Annotated in this window: 15 protein-coding genes; 5 read left to right on the forward strand and 10 right to left on the reverse strand. The window is 72.2% G+C overall.

The features are described from left to right. Positions 1–116: 116 nt before the first annotated feature. The gene (locus ACN260_RS29880; protein WP_422756875.1) at positions 117–1001 is read right to left on the reverse strand and encodes a flavin reductase family protein; all 885 of its coding nucleotides are present in this window, start codon (positions 999–1001) and stop codon (positions 117–119) included. Between the two features lie 435 nt (positions 1002–1436). Here ACN260_RS29880 and ACN260_RS29885 point away from each other — a divergent pair, with 435 nt between their 5' ends. Genes ACN260_RS29885 through ACN260_RS29895 form a run of 3 tightly spaced genes read left to right on the forward strand, consistent with a single transcriptional unit; the run spans position 1437 to position 2895 of the window. Continuing rightward, positions 1437–2222, forward strand: coding sequence for a helix-turn-helix domain-containing protein (locus tag ACN260_RS29885; protein WP_422754076.1), 786 nt, complete (start codon positions 1437–1439; stop codon positions 2220–2222). Next, positions 2219–2434 carry a DUF397 domain-containing protein gene (locus ACN260_RS29890; RefSeq protein ID WP_281901752.1) on the forward strand — a complete coding sequence of 72 codons (216 nt, stop codon included), beginning with the start codon at positions 2219–2221 and terminating at the stop codon, positions 2432–2434. The genes ACN260_RS29885 and ACN260_RS29890 overlap by 4 nt, the downstream gene beginning before the upstream one ends. After that, on the forward strand, positions 2425–2895 hold the full coding sequence (locus tag ACN260_RS29895) for a nuclear transport factor 2 family protein (protein WP_422754077.1): 471 nt from the start codon (positions 2425–2427) through the stop codon (positions 2893–2895). The genes ACN260_RS29890 and ACN260_RS29895 overlap by 10 nt, the downstream gene beginning before the upstream one ends. Here ACN260_RS29895 and ACN260_RS29900 read toward each other — a convergent pair. From ACN260_RS29900 to ACN260_RS29920, 5 genes are all read right to left on the reverse strand, one after another. Then, the gene (locus ACN260_RS29900) at positions 2822–3412 is read right to left on the reverse strand and encodes an SRPBCC family protein (RefSeq protein WP_422754078.1); all 591 of its coding nucleotides are present in this window, start codon (positions 3410–3412) and stop codon (positions 2822–2824) included. The genes ACN260_RS29895 and ACN260_RS29900 overlap by 74 nt on opposite strands. Next, positions 3412–5106: an ABC transporter permease gene (locus ACN260_RS29905; protein WP_422754079.1), complete on the reverse strand. Its 1695-nt coding sequence runs from the start codon at positions 5104–5106 to the stop codon at positions 3412–3414. The genes ACN260_RS29900 and ACN260_RS29905 overlap by 1 nt, the downstream gene beginning before the upstream one ends. Beyond that, positions 5091–5855: an ABC transporter ATP-binding protein gene (locus ACN260_RS29910; RefSeq protein ID WP_088643579.1), complete on the reverse strand. Its 765-nt coding sequence runs from the start codon at positions 5853–5855 to the stop codon at positions 5091–5093. The genes ACN260_RS29905 and ACN260_RS29910 overlap by 16 nt, the downstream gene beginning before the upstream one ends. A 124-nt stretch (positions 5856–5979) precedes the next feature. Further along, a complete protein-coding gene (locus ACN260_RS29915; protein WP_422754080.1) occupies positions 5980–7620 on the reverse strand; it encodes a cation acetate symporter in 1641 nt (546 codons plus the stop codon). Between the two features lies 1 nt (position 7621). Further along, positions 7622–8017 carry a hypothetical protein gene (locus ACN260_RS29920; RefSeq protein WP_422756876.1) on the reverse strand — a complete coding sequence of 132 codons (396 nt, stop codon included), beginning with the start codon at positions 8015–8017 and terminating at the stop codon, positions 7622–7624. Positions 8018–8292: 275 nt separating this feature from the next. On the opposite strand from ACN260_RS29920, the gene ACN260_RS29925 reads away from it, so the two are divergent. Then, the gene (locus tag ACN260_RS29925; protein ID WP_422754081.1) at positions 8293–9675 is read left to right on the forward strand and encodes a hypothetical protein; all 1383 of its coding nucleotides are present in this window, start codon (positions 8293–8295) and stop codon (positions 9673–9675) included. Positions 9676–9950: 275 nt separating this feature from the next. Continuing rightward, complete coding sequence (locus tag ACN260_RS29930; protein WP_422754082.1) at positions 9951–12032, forward strand: choice-of-anchor D domain-containing protein; 2082 nt, start codon at positions 9951–9953, stop codon at positions 12030–12032. A 157-nt stretch (positions 12033–12189) separates the two neighbouring features. On the opposite strand, the gene ACN260_RS29935 is transcribed toward ACN260_RS29930, so the two are convergent. The 4 genes from ACN260_RS29935 to ACN260_RS29950 form a co-directional block, all read right to left on the reverse strand. Beyond that, positions 12190–12951 carry a LytR/AlgR family response regulator transcription factor gene (locus ACN260_RS29935; protein ID WP_088643667.1) on the reverse strand — a complete coding sequence of 254 codons (762 nt, stop codon included), beginning with the start codon at positions 12949–12951 and terminating at the stop codon, positions 12190–12192. Between the two features lie 17 nt (positions 12952–12968). Continuing rightward, a complete protein-coding gene (locus ACN260_RS29940; RefSeq protein WP_422754083.1) occupies positions 12969–14192 on the reverse strand; it encodes a sensor histidine kinase in 1224 nt (407 codons plus the stop codon). A 40-nt stretch (positions 14193–14232) separates the two neighbouring features. Beyond that, on the reverse strand, positions 14233–15744 hold the full coding sequence (locus ACN260_RS29945; protein WP_422754084.1) for a sugar transferase: 1512 nt from the start codon (positions 15742–15744) through the stop codon (positions 14233–14235). A gap of 328 nt (positions 15745–16072) precedes the next feature. After that, positions 16073–16933 carry an Fpg/Nei family DNA glycosylase gene (locus ACN260_RS29950; protein ID WP_088643573.1) on the reverse strand — a complete coding sequence of 287 codons (861 nt, stop codon included), beginning with the start codon at positions 16931–16933 and terminating at the stop codon, positions 16073–16075. Position 16934 lies beyond the last annotated feature (1 nt).

Raw genomic sequence — 16934 nt, forward strand, 5'->3', positions numbered from 1 at the left:
GCGATGACCGGGCGATGATCCACCCGCCTGGGCCGAAGTTGCGCTATCCGCCGGCCAGGATGCCGCTATATCGGTGACGTTGCGACGCCACCCCGGCCCCGCACGGGCGGGGCTGGTCAGGGAAGCTGGTGGTAGCGGCCCCGGTGGTGCAGGAGGGGCGGGGTGTCGCCGACGATCTCGACCGTCTCGATGGTCGCCTCGACGAGGAGGGCCCAGCCGTACTCCCGGGCGGTGTCCAGGCGGCAGCCGGCCCAGCTCCCGGCGTCGGCGGGTACCGGCCCGTAGGGCGTGTCGGTCCACGCGTCGGTGGCGAACAGCCCACCCGGTGAGGGGAAGAGCCCGGCGAACCGGTCGGCGAGCTGCCGGTGGGACGGCCCGAGCGGGGCCACCGCGAACCGGCCCGCGTCCTCGATCGCCGGCCACAGGTCGGCCTCGGGGTCGATCAGGCCGAGCAGCCGGTCCGGCTCGCCCTCGGCGACCAGGGTTGACGACACGGTCAGCCCGGCCGGGCCGGGAGCGGTCCAGAGCGTCACCGGCGCGGCGAGCCGCCCCCGCAGCCGACGGGCCGGCGAGCGTTGCCCGGTCGGCACCGCGAACGGGTCGGTGTGGTGGATCTCGGCACCGGGGTTTGGATTCACGTGAAACATTGTGGCCCCCGCCCCGTCCCGCAGTGCCGGGTCGGGGCGGGAGGCGGCCGATTTCCCATGGTCGTCTACGCCTGGGCGATCACGACACGCCGATCCGGTACCGCTCACGCGTAGGCGATCACCGGAACTCCCCGCCGGGCGGGCGCGGGCCCAGCCGAGAAAGCGTTCGTGCAGGTCGGCCGGCCGGGCGTGTCCGGTGAGCTGGCCGAGCTGGTCGCCGGCCTCCACCATCAGCGCACCCAGGTAGAACAGCAGGGCGGTCCGCCGGCCCCGGTACTCGACCAGCAACGTGAGCCGGGCCGGCTGGCAGGGCCAGGGCGCGCCACAGGCCCGGCAGCGCCACAGCGGTCGCATCGGCACGTGCGGCACGAACCGTCTCACCACCTGCCCCGCCCCACGCCGCGCCGACATTCCCGGTACGCCAGGAAGGATCTCGGAGAGTTCCGGCCTGCCTGGGTGCCGTTTCCCGCCAAGATCCGGGCCGCCTCGCGCGGGGAGTGCGAGTGGCCGTGGCCGGTGCGGTGCTGCGAGCGGCACACGGTGCCGAGCGGGACCGATGGTCTCGACCGGGTGGGCCGGCCACGTGGCTGCGGCACGGAAGCCTCCTTCGCGGGGTGGGGGCCGCCCCGGCCGCAGGTGGCCGGGGCGACCCGCGCAGGACCGGTCGCCGGGACGCTGCCTCCACCGACCTGGCCGCGTGCCCTCCACCCTGGACTCGGTGGCCGGAGCAGGGGAGGATGCCAGCGATTACTACGGAGCGCATTCGCGTACTTACCGGATAGGTGAGTGATGAACTTCGAGATGTGGGTCCGGGCGTTGAAGGCGGCCAGAGCCGGTGCCGGAGTGTCCCAGGAGGGCCTGGCCGGCCTCGTCAAGTGGAGCCCGTCGTTGATCGCCGCGATCGAGACCGGTCGCCGCCGGCCGACCATGGAGTTCGCCGTCGCGGCCGACGAAGCCCTCGGCACCGGCGGCCTCCTCGCCGGCCTCCTCACCGACCACGAGGGGGAGCGGGCACCGTCATGGTTTCTGCCCTGGCAGAGCTACGAGGCCCAAGCGGTCCGGCTGCGTAACTTCGAGCCGTGTCTGGTACCCGGGCTGCTCCAGACCGAGGACTACGCGCGGGCCATCTTCTCGGCCGGCGGGCTCCAGCGGGACGAGCGGGTCGAGGAGCTGCTCGCGCTCCGGATGAGCCGACAGGCGGTACTGGGCCAGGACGACCCACCCGAGTGTGTCTTCGTCATCGACGAGAGCGCGTTGCGGCGGTCGATCGGTGGGCCGGCGGTGATGGATCGGCAGCTCGGACGGCTGCTGGAGGCCGCTCAGCTGCCCCATGTGCGGCTCCACGTGCTGCCGCTCGATGCCGGCGCGCACGTCTCGCTGGGCGGCGGGTTCGTGCTGGCGGAACTGCCTGGGAGCGAGCAGGTCCTGTGTCTGGACAACACCGCCCGTGGGCAGATCGCGGACCATCCGGAATGGATTCGACTGATGCTGCGCAAGTGGGAGAGTCTGTTGGGTGAGGCGCTGGCCGAGCGCGCCTCGCTCGATCTGGTCAACAAGCTGAAGGTGACCCCATGACCTCTGACGAGCCATGCTGGCGGACCTCGTCGCGTTCCGACGACTCCGGTAACTGTGTCGAGGTGGCGGACAATCTGCCCGGGGTGGTGCTGGTCCGGGACAGCAAGGACCGCTGTGGCCCGACGCTCCACTTCACCCCCGACACCTGGCGTTCGTTCGTCACCTCGGCGGGAACCGCCGCCGGGCTGAAGGGACCACGGGCGTGCCGCTGAGCGCCGATGACCGGCTGGCGATCCACGAACTCGTCGCGCTGCACGGCCACCTGATGGACGACGGGGCGTTCGACCGGTTGTCCGAGCTGTTCACCGACGACTTCGCCTACGACGTCACCGCCTACGGGTTCGGCGTCCTGCGGGGGTATGCGGCGTTCGCCGAGGCGGCGCGGACCCTGGGCGACGGCAACCCGCTCGGCCACCACGTGACCAACGTCGTGGTCAGCGAGGACACCGACGGCACCGTCCGGGTCCGCTCGAAGGGGCTCGGCGTGCCGGTCGACGGCCCGGTGGGCACCGTGGTCTACGAGGACGTGGTCCGTCGGGTCGAGGTGCAGCCCCCGGCAGGGACGGCCGGTGCGCAGCGGCCGGGGGCGGGTTGGCGGATCAGCTACCGGAGGGTGGTCCCGCGTCGTCGACCGCTGCATCCCGAGGGGCAGGGTCAGCACCCCGAGGGGTGAGGTCCGCCTCCCGGGGTGTGCCGTCCGGCCCGGCGGGCAGGGTGGCGCGGGCGGCGGCCAGCACCTGCGGGTCGGCGCAGCCGGCCGCGTAACCGGCGATCCGGCGGCGGATGTCCCGGGTGAGCAGCCAGACGCCGACCCGGTCGGCGACCGGCCGCAGGAACGCCGGCCGGCAGCGGAAGCTGTACCGCCAGGTGGCGACCGTGTGGCCCGGTTCGGGTGCGGGGGCGAACCGCCAGCCACCGGCGAACATCTCGAAGAACCACGGGCCGCGCACCATCTTCATCCCGACGTTCGTCGGCGGGGCGAAGGAGACGTACTCACTGACCATCGTCAGGCCGTGCCGGGACCGGGTGAAGGTACGCACCCCCCGGCCGGGGCGGGTGGCCCCGTCGACGAAGTGCTGCTCCCGGACGAACGGGTCCCACCGGTAGCGCACCGGCGCGACGGTCTGCGAGACCGCGAACGCCACCTCCGGCGGGACCGCGACGGTGGTGACCGCCTCGACGACCGGCATCAGCGGCGGGGGGTCACGGTCGACAGCAGCTCCGGCATCCGGCGGTCCAGCACATCCCCGGCGAGGTACGCCCCGAGCAGCGCCGCCCCCACCCCGTACGCCGCGCCGACCGGCAGGGCCAGCCAGAGCCAGCCGTCGCCGAGCAGCCCGGCGGCCACCACCATCGGTACGGCGGCAGCCGCCGAGCCGACCATGGACAGCAGGGTGAGCATGCTCTTGGCGACCCCGGAACCACCGTTCATCGCGAACGGGTTGCTCGTCTCCGGCAGCGAGTACGCCCCGAGCACCGAGATGATCCCGTTGATCGCCAACCCCACCCCGTACGAGGCGAGCAGCGCGCCCGCCGCCACCCCGAACCATTCCGGCCGGCCGAGCACCCCGCTGATGATCAGGGAGACGACGCCGAGCATCGGCAGCACGTACACGGAGAAGGCGGTCATCCGGGCACGCAGCTCCAGCCGACCCGGCACCCCGGCCACGACGTTGGCCGCGTAGGCGCTGCCGTCGAAGCCGAACTGGTTGGCCAGGGTCACCGAGGCGAGCACGCCGACGAAGAGCATCGAGATGCTGAGCAGCACCGGCGACGGGTCCCCGGTGGCCTCGAAGCCCTCCTCGCCGACGGCGAACCCGGCGCCACCGAGGTTGACCATCACCGGTACGAAGATCCCGACCACCGCGATGGTGATCAGGTTGGCCCGTCGTCGGGCGTCCCGCCACCAGTAGCGGCACTCGCGGGCGACCAGCGCGCCGAACCGGTCCCGGCGCGCCCAGCCGACCGCCCGGGGGAAGAGTTGGGCGACCGCGCCGCCGGTCGGTGCCTGGCGGGCCTTGGTCGGTGCGGCGCTCGCCGCGCCGACCATCGCCGACTCCAGCGACCGGGACCACCACAGCAGCAGCGCGCCGATGGCGACCGCGGTGATCAGCAGCTTGACCGGAACCGCCCAGGCGCGGCCCTCGGCCACGTCCAGGCCGATCGTCCAGGGTGCGCCGAACGGGGTCCAGCCGACGATCCGGGCCACCCCGACGAGCCGGTCCCAGTCGGCGGTGCGTACCGCGGCCAGCACCACGAGCTGCAACGGGCCGAGCGACGCGGCGACCACGGCGAGCAGCACAGCGGCCAGGTCGCGCACCCGGCGCGACCGCAGCATGGTGGCGAACGCGCTGGTCACCGCGCGGCTGGCGGCGACGCAGAGCAGTACCCCGGCGACCACGCCGACGGCGGCGACGACCCCGGCGACCGCGCCGCCGAGCAGCGCGGCGCTGACCACCAGCCCGGTGACCGCGACCAGCACCGCGAACACCGGGACGCTGACCAGGGCCGCCGCGAACAGCCCGGTGACCAGGGTGCGGCGGGACAACGGCAGCAGGGCGAACCGGGCCGGGTCGAGGGTCTCGTCGACGCCGAAGAAGACAAGCGGCAGCAGCAGCCAGCCGAGCACCAGCACCCCGCCGCCGAAGGCCGCCGCCATCACCGCGTACCGGGGTTCGTCGGCGAAGCCGGGGGCGGCGAACATGAGGAAGCCACCGGCCGCGAACCAGAGCCCGACCAGCACCCCGGTCACGAACAGGGCGATCCGCCAGCCCTGGCCCCGGAAGTTGTTACCCATCACCCGCAGCTTGAGCCGGACGAAGTGGCGGGGGGAGACCGCGCGGACCCGGGTGGGGGGCGCGGGCGCGGTCACCGGGACAGCCACGCCAGCTCCTCACCGGTCGCCGTCCGGCCGCCGACGACCTCGACGAAGACGTCCTCCAGGGACCGGTCGCCGCGTACCTCGGCGAGGGTGCCGACCCGCTTGATGGTGCCCTCGGCGAGGATCGCCACGTGCGAGCAGAGCCGCTCGACGACCTCCATCACGTGGCTGGAGAAGACCACCGTCCCGCCGCCGACCACGTACCGGTGCAGGATGTCGCGGATCAGCGCCGCCGACACAGGGTCGACCGCCTCGAACGGCTCGTCGAGCACCAGCAGCCGGGGGCCGTGCAGCAGGGCGCAGGCCAGGCCGATCTTCTTCTTCATGCCGGCGGAGTAGTCGACCACCAGGGTCCGGCCGGCGTCGGTGAGGGCCAGCACGTCGAGCAGTTCCGCCGCCCGCTGGTCGACCACCGCCGGGTCCATGCCGCGCAGCAGACCGTGGTACGCCAGCAGCTCCGCGCCGCTGAGCCGGTCGAACAGCCGCACCCCGTCGGGCATGACGCCGAGCAGCCGTTTCGCCTCGACCGGGTCGCCCCAGACGTCGTGGCCGAGCACCCACGCGTTGCCGTGGTCGGGCCGCAGCAGGCCGACGGCCATCGACAGGGTGGTGGTCTTGCCGGCGCCGTTGGGGCCGAGCAGGCCGTAGAACGAGCCGGCGGGGACGGCCAGGTCCACCCCGGCGACCGCCACCTTGCCGTCGAACTGCTTGGCCAGGCCACGGAGTGCCAGCGCAGGGTGTTCTCCAGTCATGCCTCGACCGTATCCGGGCCGGGCGAGGGGCCGCTCCCGCCAGGGGACGATCCCGGATCATCCCGCAGACGGACGACCTGGCAGGGGTGGTTCCGGGAAGACGAGGGCCGATCGGGACGAACGATCAGGAACGGAGCGACTCGGGGGCGTGCAGGCGGAGCATGGTGACGCCGACGTCGACCGGGGTGCGGCGGCGGGTCGCCATCGACACCGCGATCATCACGGTGAAGGCGAGCGGCACCGTCCAGGCGGCGGGCTGGGTGGTGAGGGTCGCCGGCCAGCCGGTCAGCGGCGGCCCGAGCACGGTGACCAGCACCGCGCCGATCGCCGCGCCACCGCCGACCAGCACCCCGGCTGCCGCGCCGAGATCGGTCAGCCCGCGCCACCAGATGCCGAGCACCAGCAGCGGGCAGAAGCTGGACGCGGCGACCGCGAAGGCCAGCCCGACCACCTGGGAGACGTCCAGCCCGGAGACGTTCAGCGCGAGCACCGCCGGCACCCCGCCGGCGATCACCGTGGCCAGCCGGAAACCGCGTACCGAGCCGCGCCCCAGCACGTCGGTGGAGATCACCCCGGCGACGCTGGTGAGCAGCCCGGACGAGGTGGACAGGAAGGCGGCGAACGCCCCGGCGGCGACCAGGGCGGAGAGCAGCCGCCCGGTGACGCCGTCGCCGAGCGCCGCCTCGGGCAGCAGCACCACCACCGCGTCGGTCTGCCCGCTGACCAGCAGTTGCGGGGTGTAGATCCGGCCGAGTACGCCGTACAGCGTGGGAAGCAGATAGAAGACGCCCACCATGGCCAGCACCACCAGGGTGGTCCGCCGGGCCGCCGCGCCGTCGGGGTTGGTGTAGAAGCGCACCAGCACGTGCGGCAGTCCCATGGTGCCGAGGAAGGTCGCCAGGATCAGCGAGTAGGTGGCGAACAGGCCCCGGTCGTCGTCCCCGGCGGCGCTGGGCAGCAGCCAGTCGGTGGCTCCGGTGGCGACCCCGGACACCTCGGGCACCGGGTCACCGGCGGCGAAGCTCAGCTCGTCGCCGGGGCGTACCTCACGGATGGTGCCGTCGGGGAAGGTGAGGGCCGCGTGGTGCTCGACCACGACGGTGGTGGCGGTGCGGAACGCCGGTCCGTCGGGCGGCGTCACCGCCGGGCGGGCGTCGGCCTGCCACTGCAGGGCCAGGAAGATCGCGGGTACGGCGAGCGCGGTCAACTTCAGCCAGTACTGGAACGCCTGCACGAAGGTGATCGCCCGCATCCCGCCCAACGCCACGTTGGTGGTGACCACCGCGGCGACCAGCAACGCCCCCACCGGGTACGGCGAGCCGGCCACCGTGGCCAGGGTCAGCCCGGCCCCCTGCAACTGCGGCACCAGGTAGAGCCAGCCGATGAAGATGACGAAGACGGTGGCCAGGGTGCGCAGCCGGCGGGAACCGAGCCGCAGCTCGCAGAAGTCGGGCAGGGTGAACGCCCCGGAGCGGCGCAGCGGCGCGGCGACGAAGAGCAGCAGCGCCAGGTAGCCGGCGGCGAAACCGACCGGGTACCAGAGCACGTCGACGCCGTACTTGAGGACCAACCCGGCGATGCCGAGGAAACTCGCCGCCGACAGGTACTCCCCGCCGATGGCGGCGGCGTTCCAGGTCGGACTGACCGTCCGGGAGGCCACCAGGAAGTCGGAGGTGGTCCGGGCCAGGCGTAGTCCGTAGAAGCCGATGCCGACGGTGATCAGGGTGACCGCGACGATCGCCGGTACGACGTACCCGTTGCCCATCTCAGCGTTCCGGTCGCTGGACGAGGTCGACGAAGTCCTGTTCGTTGCGTTCGGCGAGCCGCACGTACGCCCAGCCGACGGCGATGAGGAAGGGGAACGAGACCACCCCGAGCAGCAGCCAGGGCAGGTTGACGCCGAGCACGGTGACCCGGCCGACCGGGGGTGCGATGGCGAACAGCCAGGGCAGCCCGCCCAACCCGACCAGCACCAGCAGGCTCAGCCGCAGGGCGAGGGTGAGCTGCGCCCGGACCAGGCCCCGGACCAGTGCCTCACCGACCCGGGTCTGCTGGGTCAGCTCGGTGCGGGTGAGGGCGGCCCGGGTGTCCCGGCGGGAGACGCCGGCCAGCACGATCCGTACCCGTCCGGTCGACCGGGCGGCCGGCGGCCCCGGGTCCACCGGTGGCGGTTCGGGGTCGTGGTCGGCGGTCACCCGGGCAGTCTCGTCGGCCCCACCCGAATGTCAAGTGTCGTCCACCGGGGGTGTGGACAACCTGTGGACAAGGCGACCGGCCTGTGGATGACGGTGGGCGACCTGACGACCACCATGGCGTTACGTCTGATTCGTCCTCACCGGAACGTCACCTGGAGATCATCTGTAACGGCCTTGCCGGCATTGACCCAGGCCCCTACGCTGGGGCAGCCAATCCCTTCCTCTTCGAACACGGGGTCTCTATGCGCAAAATTCGCACTCTCCTCGGCGTCGGTCTCGCCGGAGCATGTGCACTCGCCGTGGTGCCGGGTACGGCCTCCGCGGCTCCCGCCTCCGCGCCGCTGCAGAAGGCGGCTGCCCTCGACGACGTGACCGGCGCCTACTACCCGGTCTCCCCGGCCCGGCTGCTGGACACCCGCAACGGCACCGGTGCCCCGGTCGGCAAGATCGGCGCCGGCAAGAAGGTCGACCTCCAGGTCGCCGGCCGTGGTGGCGTACCGGCCAGCGGCGTCGGCGCGGTCGTGCTGAACGTGACCGTCACCGGTCCCAGCGCCGCCAGCTTCCTCACCGCGTACCCGACCGGTGAGTCCCGCCCCACCGCCTCCTCGGTGAACTTCGCCAAGGGCTGGCTGGGCTCCAACAACGTCACCGTGAAGCTCGGCTCCGGTGGCAAGGTCTCGGTCTACAACAACAGCGGCTCGACCGACGTGATCGTCGACGTGGTCGGCTTCTACGCGGGCGACAACAGCCTCACCAACCGGGCCGGCGGCCAGTACGAGTGGTACCTGCCGACGCGGTACTGGGACAGCCGGGAGGACCCGGAGGGCAAGCCCCCGGCCGGTCAGGTGCTGGAATACTCGCTCGACTTCGGGGACTACAACCCGCACGTCACGTCGTTCGTCCTGAACGTCACCGCGGTGTCGCCGGCCAAGTCCGGCTTCCTCACCGCGTGGTCCGGCAAGGGCACCCGGCCGGGCGCCTCGACGGTGAACTACCTCGCCGGCAAGAACGTGCCGAACCTGACCTTCGTGCAGACCACCCCCTGCACCGGCACCGAGCAGAACGAGTGGTGCATCCCGGGTGCGCCGAAGTTCAGCATCTACACCTCGCAGGCGGCGCACGTCCTGGTCGACCTGGTCGGCGTGGTCGACGACGGCGACTCCCCGTACGGCATGCGGTTCGCCCCGCTGAGCCCGACCCGGATCGTGGACAGCCGCTCCAACCTGGGCATCTCCGGGGCCATCCCGGCGGGCGGCACCCGCAAGGTGACCGCGCCGGCCGAGCTGGTCACGCCCGACACCGATGTGCTGGCGATGAACGTCACCGCCGTCACCCCGACCAACAACACGGTCATCACCACCTGGCCGGCCGACTTCGACGGCGTCGGCAAGCCCGACACCAGCAACCTGAACCCGTACGCGGGCCAGGTCGTCTCCAACGGTGTGCTCGGTGTCATCGGCCCGAACTACGCGTTCAACGTCAACAACCTGTCCGGCAGCACGCACCTGGTCGCCGACGTGGTGGGCACGTTCTACTACCCGGAGGCGTCCACGGCCAAGTCGGCCGCGTCGCTGAAGGGCGGCAAGGCCAAGCCGAGCGCGGTTCCGGGCTCGAACCGGAGCTGACCGACAACAGCCACGACGGCTGACCGTCAGCCGTCACCGCAGAGCGCCCCGACCGTGCGGTCGGGGCGCTCTCGCGTTGCGTGATCGCCGGGCCCGTGCCAATGGACGGACCGGCTCAAGCGCTGGTCGACGGCCCGGTAAGAGCGCAATGCCCTTTCTTGGCATTCCGTCGATACGGCCTTGCCGCCCGTGATCACCGCCCATAGTGTGTGGTCCACAATCACTCTTCCTTCTTCACGGGGTAATGCATGCGCATTTTTCGCGCTCTACTCGGCATGAGCATTGCCGGGGCCTGTGCGCTGGCCGTACTGCCGGGGATGGCGCTGGCCGCGCCCACCGCGCCGTACACGGTCCTCACCGTCGATGTCGGGGACCAGACCGGCGGCTATCCGATCAACCGGTCCGACGTCTTCGACCGCGACAACTCCACCGTCTCCGTGGTCGCGCAGAGCAACGACCGGCTGGCGGTCGACACCAACCGGGCCGGCTCCTACGTACGGCTCACCATCCAGCCGCCGGCCGGCGAGCAGTGGACCGCCGGTCAGACCTACCAGGCGACCTGGCAGGGCGACGGCGGCACCGCCTCGATGGACCTGGCCTCCGACGGGCGCGGCTGCGGCCACGTCACCGGCTGGATCAAGGTGCGGCAGGCCGACCGGGACAGCGACACCGGCCTGGTGAACGCCTTCGCCGCCGCCTACGAGTACAGCTGCCGGGACAGCACCTACTACACCGGCACGGTCAGCGGTGAGCTGCGCTGGAACTCGTCAGTGGACTATGCGGTCGCGCACGGCGAGCCCAACCCGGTCAGCTTCAACTACCAGGAGATCGCGGTGCCCAGCGCGGCCCGGACGGTGACCTTCCGGTCCGTCGGCAGCGCCCCGGTCACCTTCGGGGCGGCCAGCCTCGGTGGTCCGACGCCCGAGGCGTTCGCGCTGCTCGACTCGAACTGCACCGGCCGGACGCTGACCCCGGGGCAGACCTGCACGGTCTCGGTCGCGGCCAACCCGACCAGGGAGGGTGTGCAGCAGGCGAGCCTGCTGCTCGCCGATGACAGCGCCTCCGGCACCCGGCGCGTGCAGTTGGCCGTGGAGGGCTTCCGGGGCGTCACCGGCAGCTACTACCCGCTGGCGCCGAAGCGCCTGATGGACACCCGTTCCGGGTTGGGCGCGCCCAAGGCCAAGATCGGCCCGGGTAAGAAGGTCGACCTCCAGGTCACCGGGCGGGGCGGGGTGCCGAGCAGCGGTGTCGGCTCCGTCGTGCTGAACGTGACGGTCGTCGGCCCGACGGCGGGGAGCTTCCTGACCCTCTACCCCGCCGGCCAGAGCCGTCCGACCGCGTCCTCGATCAACTTCGCGAAGTCGTGGCTCGGCTCGAACAGCGTCACCGTCAAGGTGGGCTCGGGCGGCAAGGTATCGGTCTACAACCACGCCGGGTCGACGGACGTCGTGGTCGACGTGGCGGGCGTCTGGGCCGGGAACAACTCGCTCTCCAGCCGGGGACAGGGCGGCCAGTACCAGTGGATCAAGCCGTTCCGGCTCTACGACACCCGGGACGACGGCGCTCCCCTGCCCGCCAACTACTACATGGAGAGTTGGCTCAGCTTCGGCAGCGTCAACGCCAACGTCAGGGCGCTGGTCGTCAACATCACCGCCGTCTCGCCCCGCAAGGCCGGCTACCTGACGGCCTGGAACGGGCAGGGGGACGTGCCCACCGCGTCCACGGTCAACTACCCGGCGGGCAAGGTGGTACCGAACCTCGCCATCGTCGAGACCGTCGAGTGCACCGAGTGCGGCGGCAAGCGGGCACCGCAGTTCGCGGTCTACACCTCGCAGACCACCCACCTGGTGGTGGACGTGGTGGGCGTGATCGACGACGGCACCGTTCCGGACGGCCTGCGGTTCACGCCGATGTCGCCGACCCGGATCGCGGACAGCCGGATCGGCCAGGGCCTGCCGAACGTGCTCGGGCCGACCGCCGTCGGCAAGGTCACCGCACCGGCGAGCATGCTGACCCCCAGCACGCAAGTGCTCGCGATGAACGTCACCGCGGTCACCCCGACCAGCAACACCGTACTCACGGTGTGGCCGGCCGACTCGGCGATGACCCGGCCCACGGCGAGCAACCTCAACCCGGCCGCCGGGCAGACCGTCTCCAACGCGGTGCTGGGCATCCTCGGTCCCACGCAGGGCTTCAACGTCTACAACCACTCGGGTAACACCCACGTGGTCGCCGACGTCGTCGGCACGCTCTGGGTCTACCCGGGTACGGCTACTCCGCCCACGAGCCGGGCCACGACCCCTGGCAGCAGGCTCAAGGTGACCGACTCCGGCGTCGGCGCTCCCTCCCCGCGCTGACCCGCGACGCGGCGAAGGGCATCCCGGCCTCGGTCGGGGCGCCCTTCGCCGTTCATGCCAGGGGGCCGATGTTGCGGCATCCGGGCACCCGGTCACCGCAACGTCGCCGACATTGCGACGATCAGCCGCCGGCGCGACGATCATGGCCGCACCCGGGTCAGCGGTTCCAGTCCTGTTTGGCGGCGCGGACCAGCTTGTCCTTCAGCTCCCGGGTGTGCCGGCGGCTCACCGGCAACTCGGCGGCGTCGATCAGCACCACGTACCCCGAGTTGACCAGGCGCAGCTCCGCGATCAGCCGCAACTGCACCAGGTACGACCGGTGGATGCGCACGAAACCCGCGTCCGCCCAGCGTTCGGCGAGGGTGGCCAGCGACACCCGGACCAGGTGCGACCCGTCGGCGGTGTGCAGCCGGGCGTAGTCACCCTGTGCCTCCACCCAGCGCACCGCCGAGCGGGGCAGCATCCGGGTCGTCCCGGCCAGCTCCACCGGGATCGTCGGGTCCTCCTCGGCACGGGCCAGCGCCGCCGGGTGCGACGGCACCACCCGGGAGCCCATCACCCGGCGCAGCGACTCGGCGAGCCGTTCGGCGCGTACCGGCTTGCGGACGTAGTCGGTCGCACCCAGGTCGAACGCGTCCACCGCCCCGTCGTCGTACGCGGTGACGAAGACGATCGCGGGCGGCCGGGCGAACCGGCGCAGCACCCGGGCCAGTTCCATGCCGTCCAGGCCGGGCATCCGGATGTCCAGGAAGACCACGTCCACGTCGGTGTCCCGCAGCACCCGCAGCGCCTCGGTGGCGTCCCCCGCCGTGTGCAGCCGGGCCACCCGGGGATCGGCCCGCAGGTGGTACGCCAACTCGTCGAGCGCCGGTGGCTCGTCGTCGACCGCCAGCACCCGCAGGAACCCGGAGGCGTTCACCGCGCCGCCCCGCTCGCTCACGCGCCGGCCCGTACGCCCGGGTGGAACTTCGGAATCCGCAGGCTCACCTTCGTACCCGAACCGGGGCCCGTCTCGACGACCAGGCCGAACCCGTCGCCGAAGACCGAGCGGAGCCGCTCGTCGACGTTGGAGAGGCCGACGTGCTGGCCCGGGTCGTCGGTCGGGTCGCTGCCGGCCCGGGTCAGCTCGGCGATCCCCGCGGTCAGCGTGGCCGGGTCCATCCCCACTCCGTCGTCCTCCACCGTGATGTGACACTCGGCACCCGCGTCCCGGGCCTCGATGCTCACCATGCCGGTACCGGGCTTGCGCGACAACCCGTGCCGCACCGCGTTCTCCACCAACGGTTGCAGGCACAGGAACGGCAGGGTCACCGGCAGCACCTCCGGGGCGATCTGCAACCGCACCTGCAACCGGTCACCGAACCGGGCCCGTTCGATGGTCAGATAGCGGTCGATGGAACGCAACTCCTCGGCGAGGGTGGTGAACTCCCCGTGCGCCCGGAACGAGTACCTGGTGAACTCGGCGAACTCCAGGATCAGCTCCCTGGCCCGCTCCGGGTCGGTGCGCACGAACGACCCGATCGCGGTCAGCGCGTTGTAGATGAAGTGCGGGCTGATCTGCGCCCGCAACGCCCGGATCTCGGCGCGGGCCAGCCGTTCCCGGGACGAGTCCAGTTCGGCCAGCGAGAGCTGGTTGCCGGCCCAGTGCGCGGTCTCCAGGGTGGCCTGCACCAGGCCCGGTGCGGGTGGCCCGTCGGCCACCGCGACGAGTGCCCCCACGACCCGGCCGTCGGCCGACAGCGGCGCCACCACCGCCCCCCGGACCAGGCAGTCCACCCGGTCGCAGTGCAGTTCCGACTCGCCCAGCACGGTCGACCGGCCGGTCTCGGCCACCCGCCGGGCCGCCGCGAGCAGTTGCCCGCCGTGGTGCCCGCCGCGCCCGTCGAGGGCGAGCAGCGTGTCGGCGTCCGTCAACGCCAGCCCGGCCGCCCCCACCAGGGCCCGCAGATGGCGTACGGCCTTCGCCGCGCCCGCCGGGTGCAGGCCGGTACGCAGCGGCTCGGCGGCCAGCCCGGCGGTGTGCAGCACCTCGTAGGTGGCCCGTTGGGTGGCGGTGGCGATGCCCCGTCGACCGCGTAGCCGCAGCGCCGCCCAGAGCGCGGCGGCGAGCGCGGTCACCAGCGAGACGACGCCGACCACGGCGGAGAGGTTGCCACCCACCCCGCGATCCTGGCCTGTCCGGCCCGCCACGCCAAGGGGTTCAGTACGCGCCCTTGCGGGCCAGCACCACACCGACCGTGCGCCACAGGATGCTCAGGTCGTACGCCAGCGACCAGTTGTCGACGTAGTAGAGGTCGAGCCGGACCGCCTCGTCCCAGGACAGGTCGGAGCGGCCGGACACCTGCCACAGCCCGGTCATCCCGGGGCGGACCAGCAGCCGCCGCCGTACGTCGCCGAGGAAGTCGCCGTCGTCGGCGGGCAGCGGACGCGGCCCCACCAGCGACATCTCCCCCCACAGCACGTTGATCAGCTGGGGCAGTTCGTCGAGCGAGGTGGCGCGCAGGAAGCGGCCCACCGGGAACACCCGGGGGTCCTGCTTCATCTTGAACAGCATGCCGTCGGTTTCGTTCTGGTCGACCAGGCCGGCGAGCCGTTCTTCGGCGTTGACGTACATGGTGCGGAACTTCCACACCCGGAAGGTCCGCCCCTCGTGGCCCACCCGAGGCTGGCGGAAGAAGACCGGCCCGGGGTCGGACAGCCGGATGGCCAGCCCGATGGCGAGGAAGACCGGGACGAGCAGCAGCAGGCCCAGCCCGGCGGCGATCCGGTCCATCAGGTTCTTGGCCAGCAGCGCCGGCCCGGACAGGGTCGGCTCCTCCACGTGCAGCAGCGGCAGGCCCTCGATCGGGCGGATGTGCACCCGGGGGCCGGCGATGTCGGTGAGCTGCGGGGCGACCACCAGGTCGACGCCGGAGCCCTCCAGTTGCCAGGCCAGCCGGCGCAGCTCACCCGGTTCGGCGCTGGCCGAGCCGCAGACCGCGATGGTGTCCCCGCCGACCTCCCGCACCAGGGCCAGCACGTCCCGCCCGGCGTACACCGGGACGGGGGTCTGGATGCCCCGGGCGGCGGCGTACCCGTCGGTGATGTGGATGGCCACCGGCACCAGGCCGGCGCTCGGGTTGCGGGTGACCGCCGTGTAGACCTCCAGGCACTCCGGCAGGGTGCCCACCAGCACCATCCGGTGCCCGGCGTGTCCGGCTCGACCCCGGATGCGGTGCAGCACGAACCGCGCGGTGATCCGGAAGAGGAGCACCAGCACCAACGCCCCGGCCAGGGCGAAACCCACCGTGTAACGCGAGAGGTCGGTCTTGGTGGCGAAGGCGACGAACGACACGGTCGCGGTGACCGCGACCCCACCCCGGATGACCCGCTTGTACTCCTCCGGGCCGAGGCCGAGGTAACGCCGGTCGTAGGCCCGGTTGCCCCACAGGGCCACCAGCCAGCCGAGCGGCACCAGCAGGAAGACCACGGTGTAGAACCAGGTCGGGTCCGCCTGCGCGTTGTAGAAGCCCGCCCGCGCCTGACCGAACGCCTCCTGGGCGATCCAGTCGGCCAGCACCACGGCGGCGAAGTCGAGCAGCAGCAGCGCCGCCGTGTACGGCCGGTGCCAGCGGGACACCCGGCGTCGGGCACGAGCCCAGGCCGACCGGGGCACCCCGTTGTGCGACGGCGGTGTCGGCGGCTGGATCTCGAAGCTGTCCACGTGCCGCACGAGTCTGCTCCGGCCTGTGTTGGTTACCGGGCGCTGGAGGCTTGTCGTCACCTCAACCCATGTCCTCCCGCATGACACGCGCCGCTCACTCGCCGTGAGGGGCCCGGGTCGCCCACCGTTCCAGTCTCCCACGCTGGCAGCGGGTCAAACGCGGAGCCGGGGGGCTTTGCGTATGGCGTTGCCGATGGGGAACCGGCCGACTTCACGTCAGTTTTCGAAGCCGGGGACCGAGCCACTATACCGATGGACGGCCGCCGGGGTAGAGCGCGGACGGGGACGTTCCGCGCGCCAGGGACGATACCTCTCCGTAACAATGGCGCGATGTGACTCACCGTACGAGACGGGACAACCGACGGTCAGCGAGCGGTTTTCCTCCGGTCTGGCACGTCGGGCAGTACTGGAGGCTGGAGTCGGCGAACGAGACTTCCCGCACGGTGTCGCCACAGACCGGGCAGGGCAGTCCGGTGCGGGCGTGCACCTTCAGCCCGGAACGCTTCTCGCCCTTCAGCTCCGCCGCCCGGTGCCCGGCCGAGCGGCGTACCGCGTCGCCCAGCACCGTGCGGGTGGCGGCGTGCAGGGTGGCGAGCTGGTCGTCGGTGAGCCGGTCGGTGATCGCGAACGGGGACAGCTTCGCCGCGTGCAGGATCTCGTCGGAGTACGCGTTGCCGACCCCGGCGAGCACCGCCTGGTCGGTGAGCACCCCCTTGACCTGCCCCCGCCGGCTGCGCAGCCGTTCGGTGAAGGTGGCCAGGTCGGCGTCGAGCGCGTCCGGCCCGAGCTTGGCGACCCCGGGGACCTGCGCCGGGTCGGTCACCAGGTACGCGGCGAGCTTCTTCTGGGTGCCCGCCTCGGTGAGGTCGAACCCGGAGCCGTCGTCGAGGCGTACCCGCAGGGCGATCGGGCCCTTGCCGGGGCGCAGCGGGGTGGTCGACGGGAACGCCTCCCGGTAGTGCAGCCAGCCGGCGCGGGCCAGGTGCACCACCAGGTGCAGGTCACCGTCGAAGATCACGTCGAGGAACTTGCCGTGCCGCCGGGCGTCGGCCACCGCCCGGCCCGACACCGCCGTGGGCGCCGGGTCGTACGTCTTCAGGGCGCTGATCGCGGCGACCTCGACCCGGTCGACGCGTCGCCCCACGGCACGCTCACGCAGGTACCCCGCGAGCGCCTCCACCTCCGGTAGTTCGGGCACG

The sequence above is a fragment of the Micromonospora sp. WMMD708 genome, assembly GCF_049315245.1.
Taxonomy (GTDB): Bacteria; Actinomycetota; Actinomycetes; order Mycobacteriales; family Micromonosporaceae; genus Micromonospora; species Micromonospora wenchangensis.

Bases quoted from the DNA above. Each gene is read 5' to 3' on its own strand.
- ACN260_RS29880 (WP_422756875.1), bottom strand. From the start codon at position 1,001: ATGCGACCGCTGTGGCGCTGCCGGGCCTGTGGCGCGCCCTGGCCCTGC.
- ACN260_RS29885 (WP_422754076.1), top strand. From the start codon at position 1,437: ATGAACTTCGAGATGTGGGTCCGGGCGTTGAAGGCGGCCAGAGCCGGT.
- ACN260_RS29890 (WP_281901752.1), top strand. From the start codon at position 2,219: ATGACCTCTGACGAGCCATGCTGGCGGACCTCGTCGCGTTCCGACGAC.
- ACN260_RS29900 (WP_422754078.1), bottom strand. From the start codon at position 3,412: ATGCCGGTCGTCGAGGCGGTCACCACCGTCGCGGTCCCGCCGGAGGTG.
- ACN260_RS29910 (WP_088643579.1), bottom strand. From the start codon at position 5,855: ATGACTGGAGAACACCCTGCGCTGGCACTCCGTGGCCTGGCCAAGCAG.
- ACN260_RS29915 (WP_422754080.1), bottom strand. From the start codon at position 7,620: ATGGGCAACGGGTACGTCGTACCGGCGATCGTCGCGGTCACCCTGATC.
- ACN260_RS29925 (WP_422754081.1), top strand. From the start codon at position 8,293: ATGCGCAAAATTCGCACTCTCCTCGGCGTCGGTCTCGCCGGAGCATGT.
- ACN260_RS29930 (WP_422754082.1), top strand. From the start codon at position 9,951: ATGAGCATTGCCGGGGCCTGTGCGCTGGCCGTACTGCCGGGGATGGCG.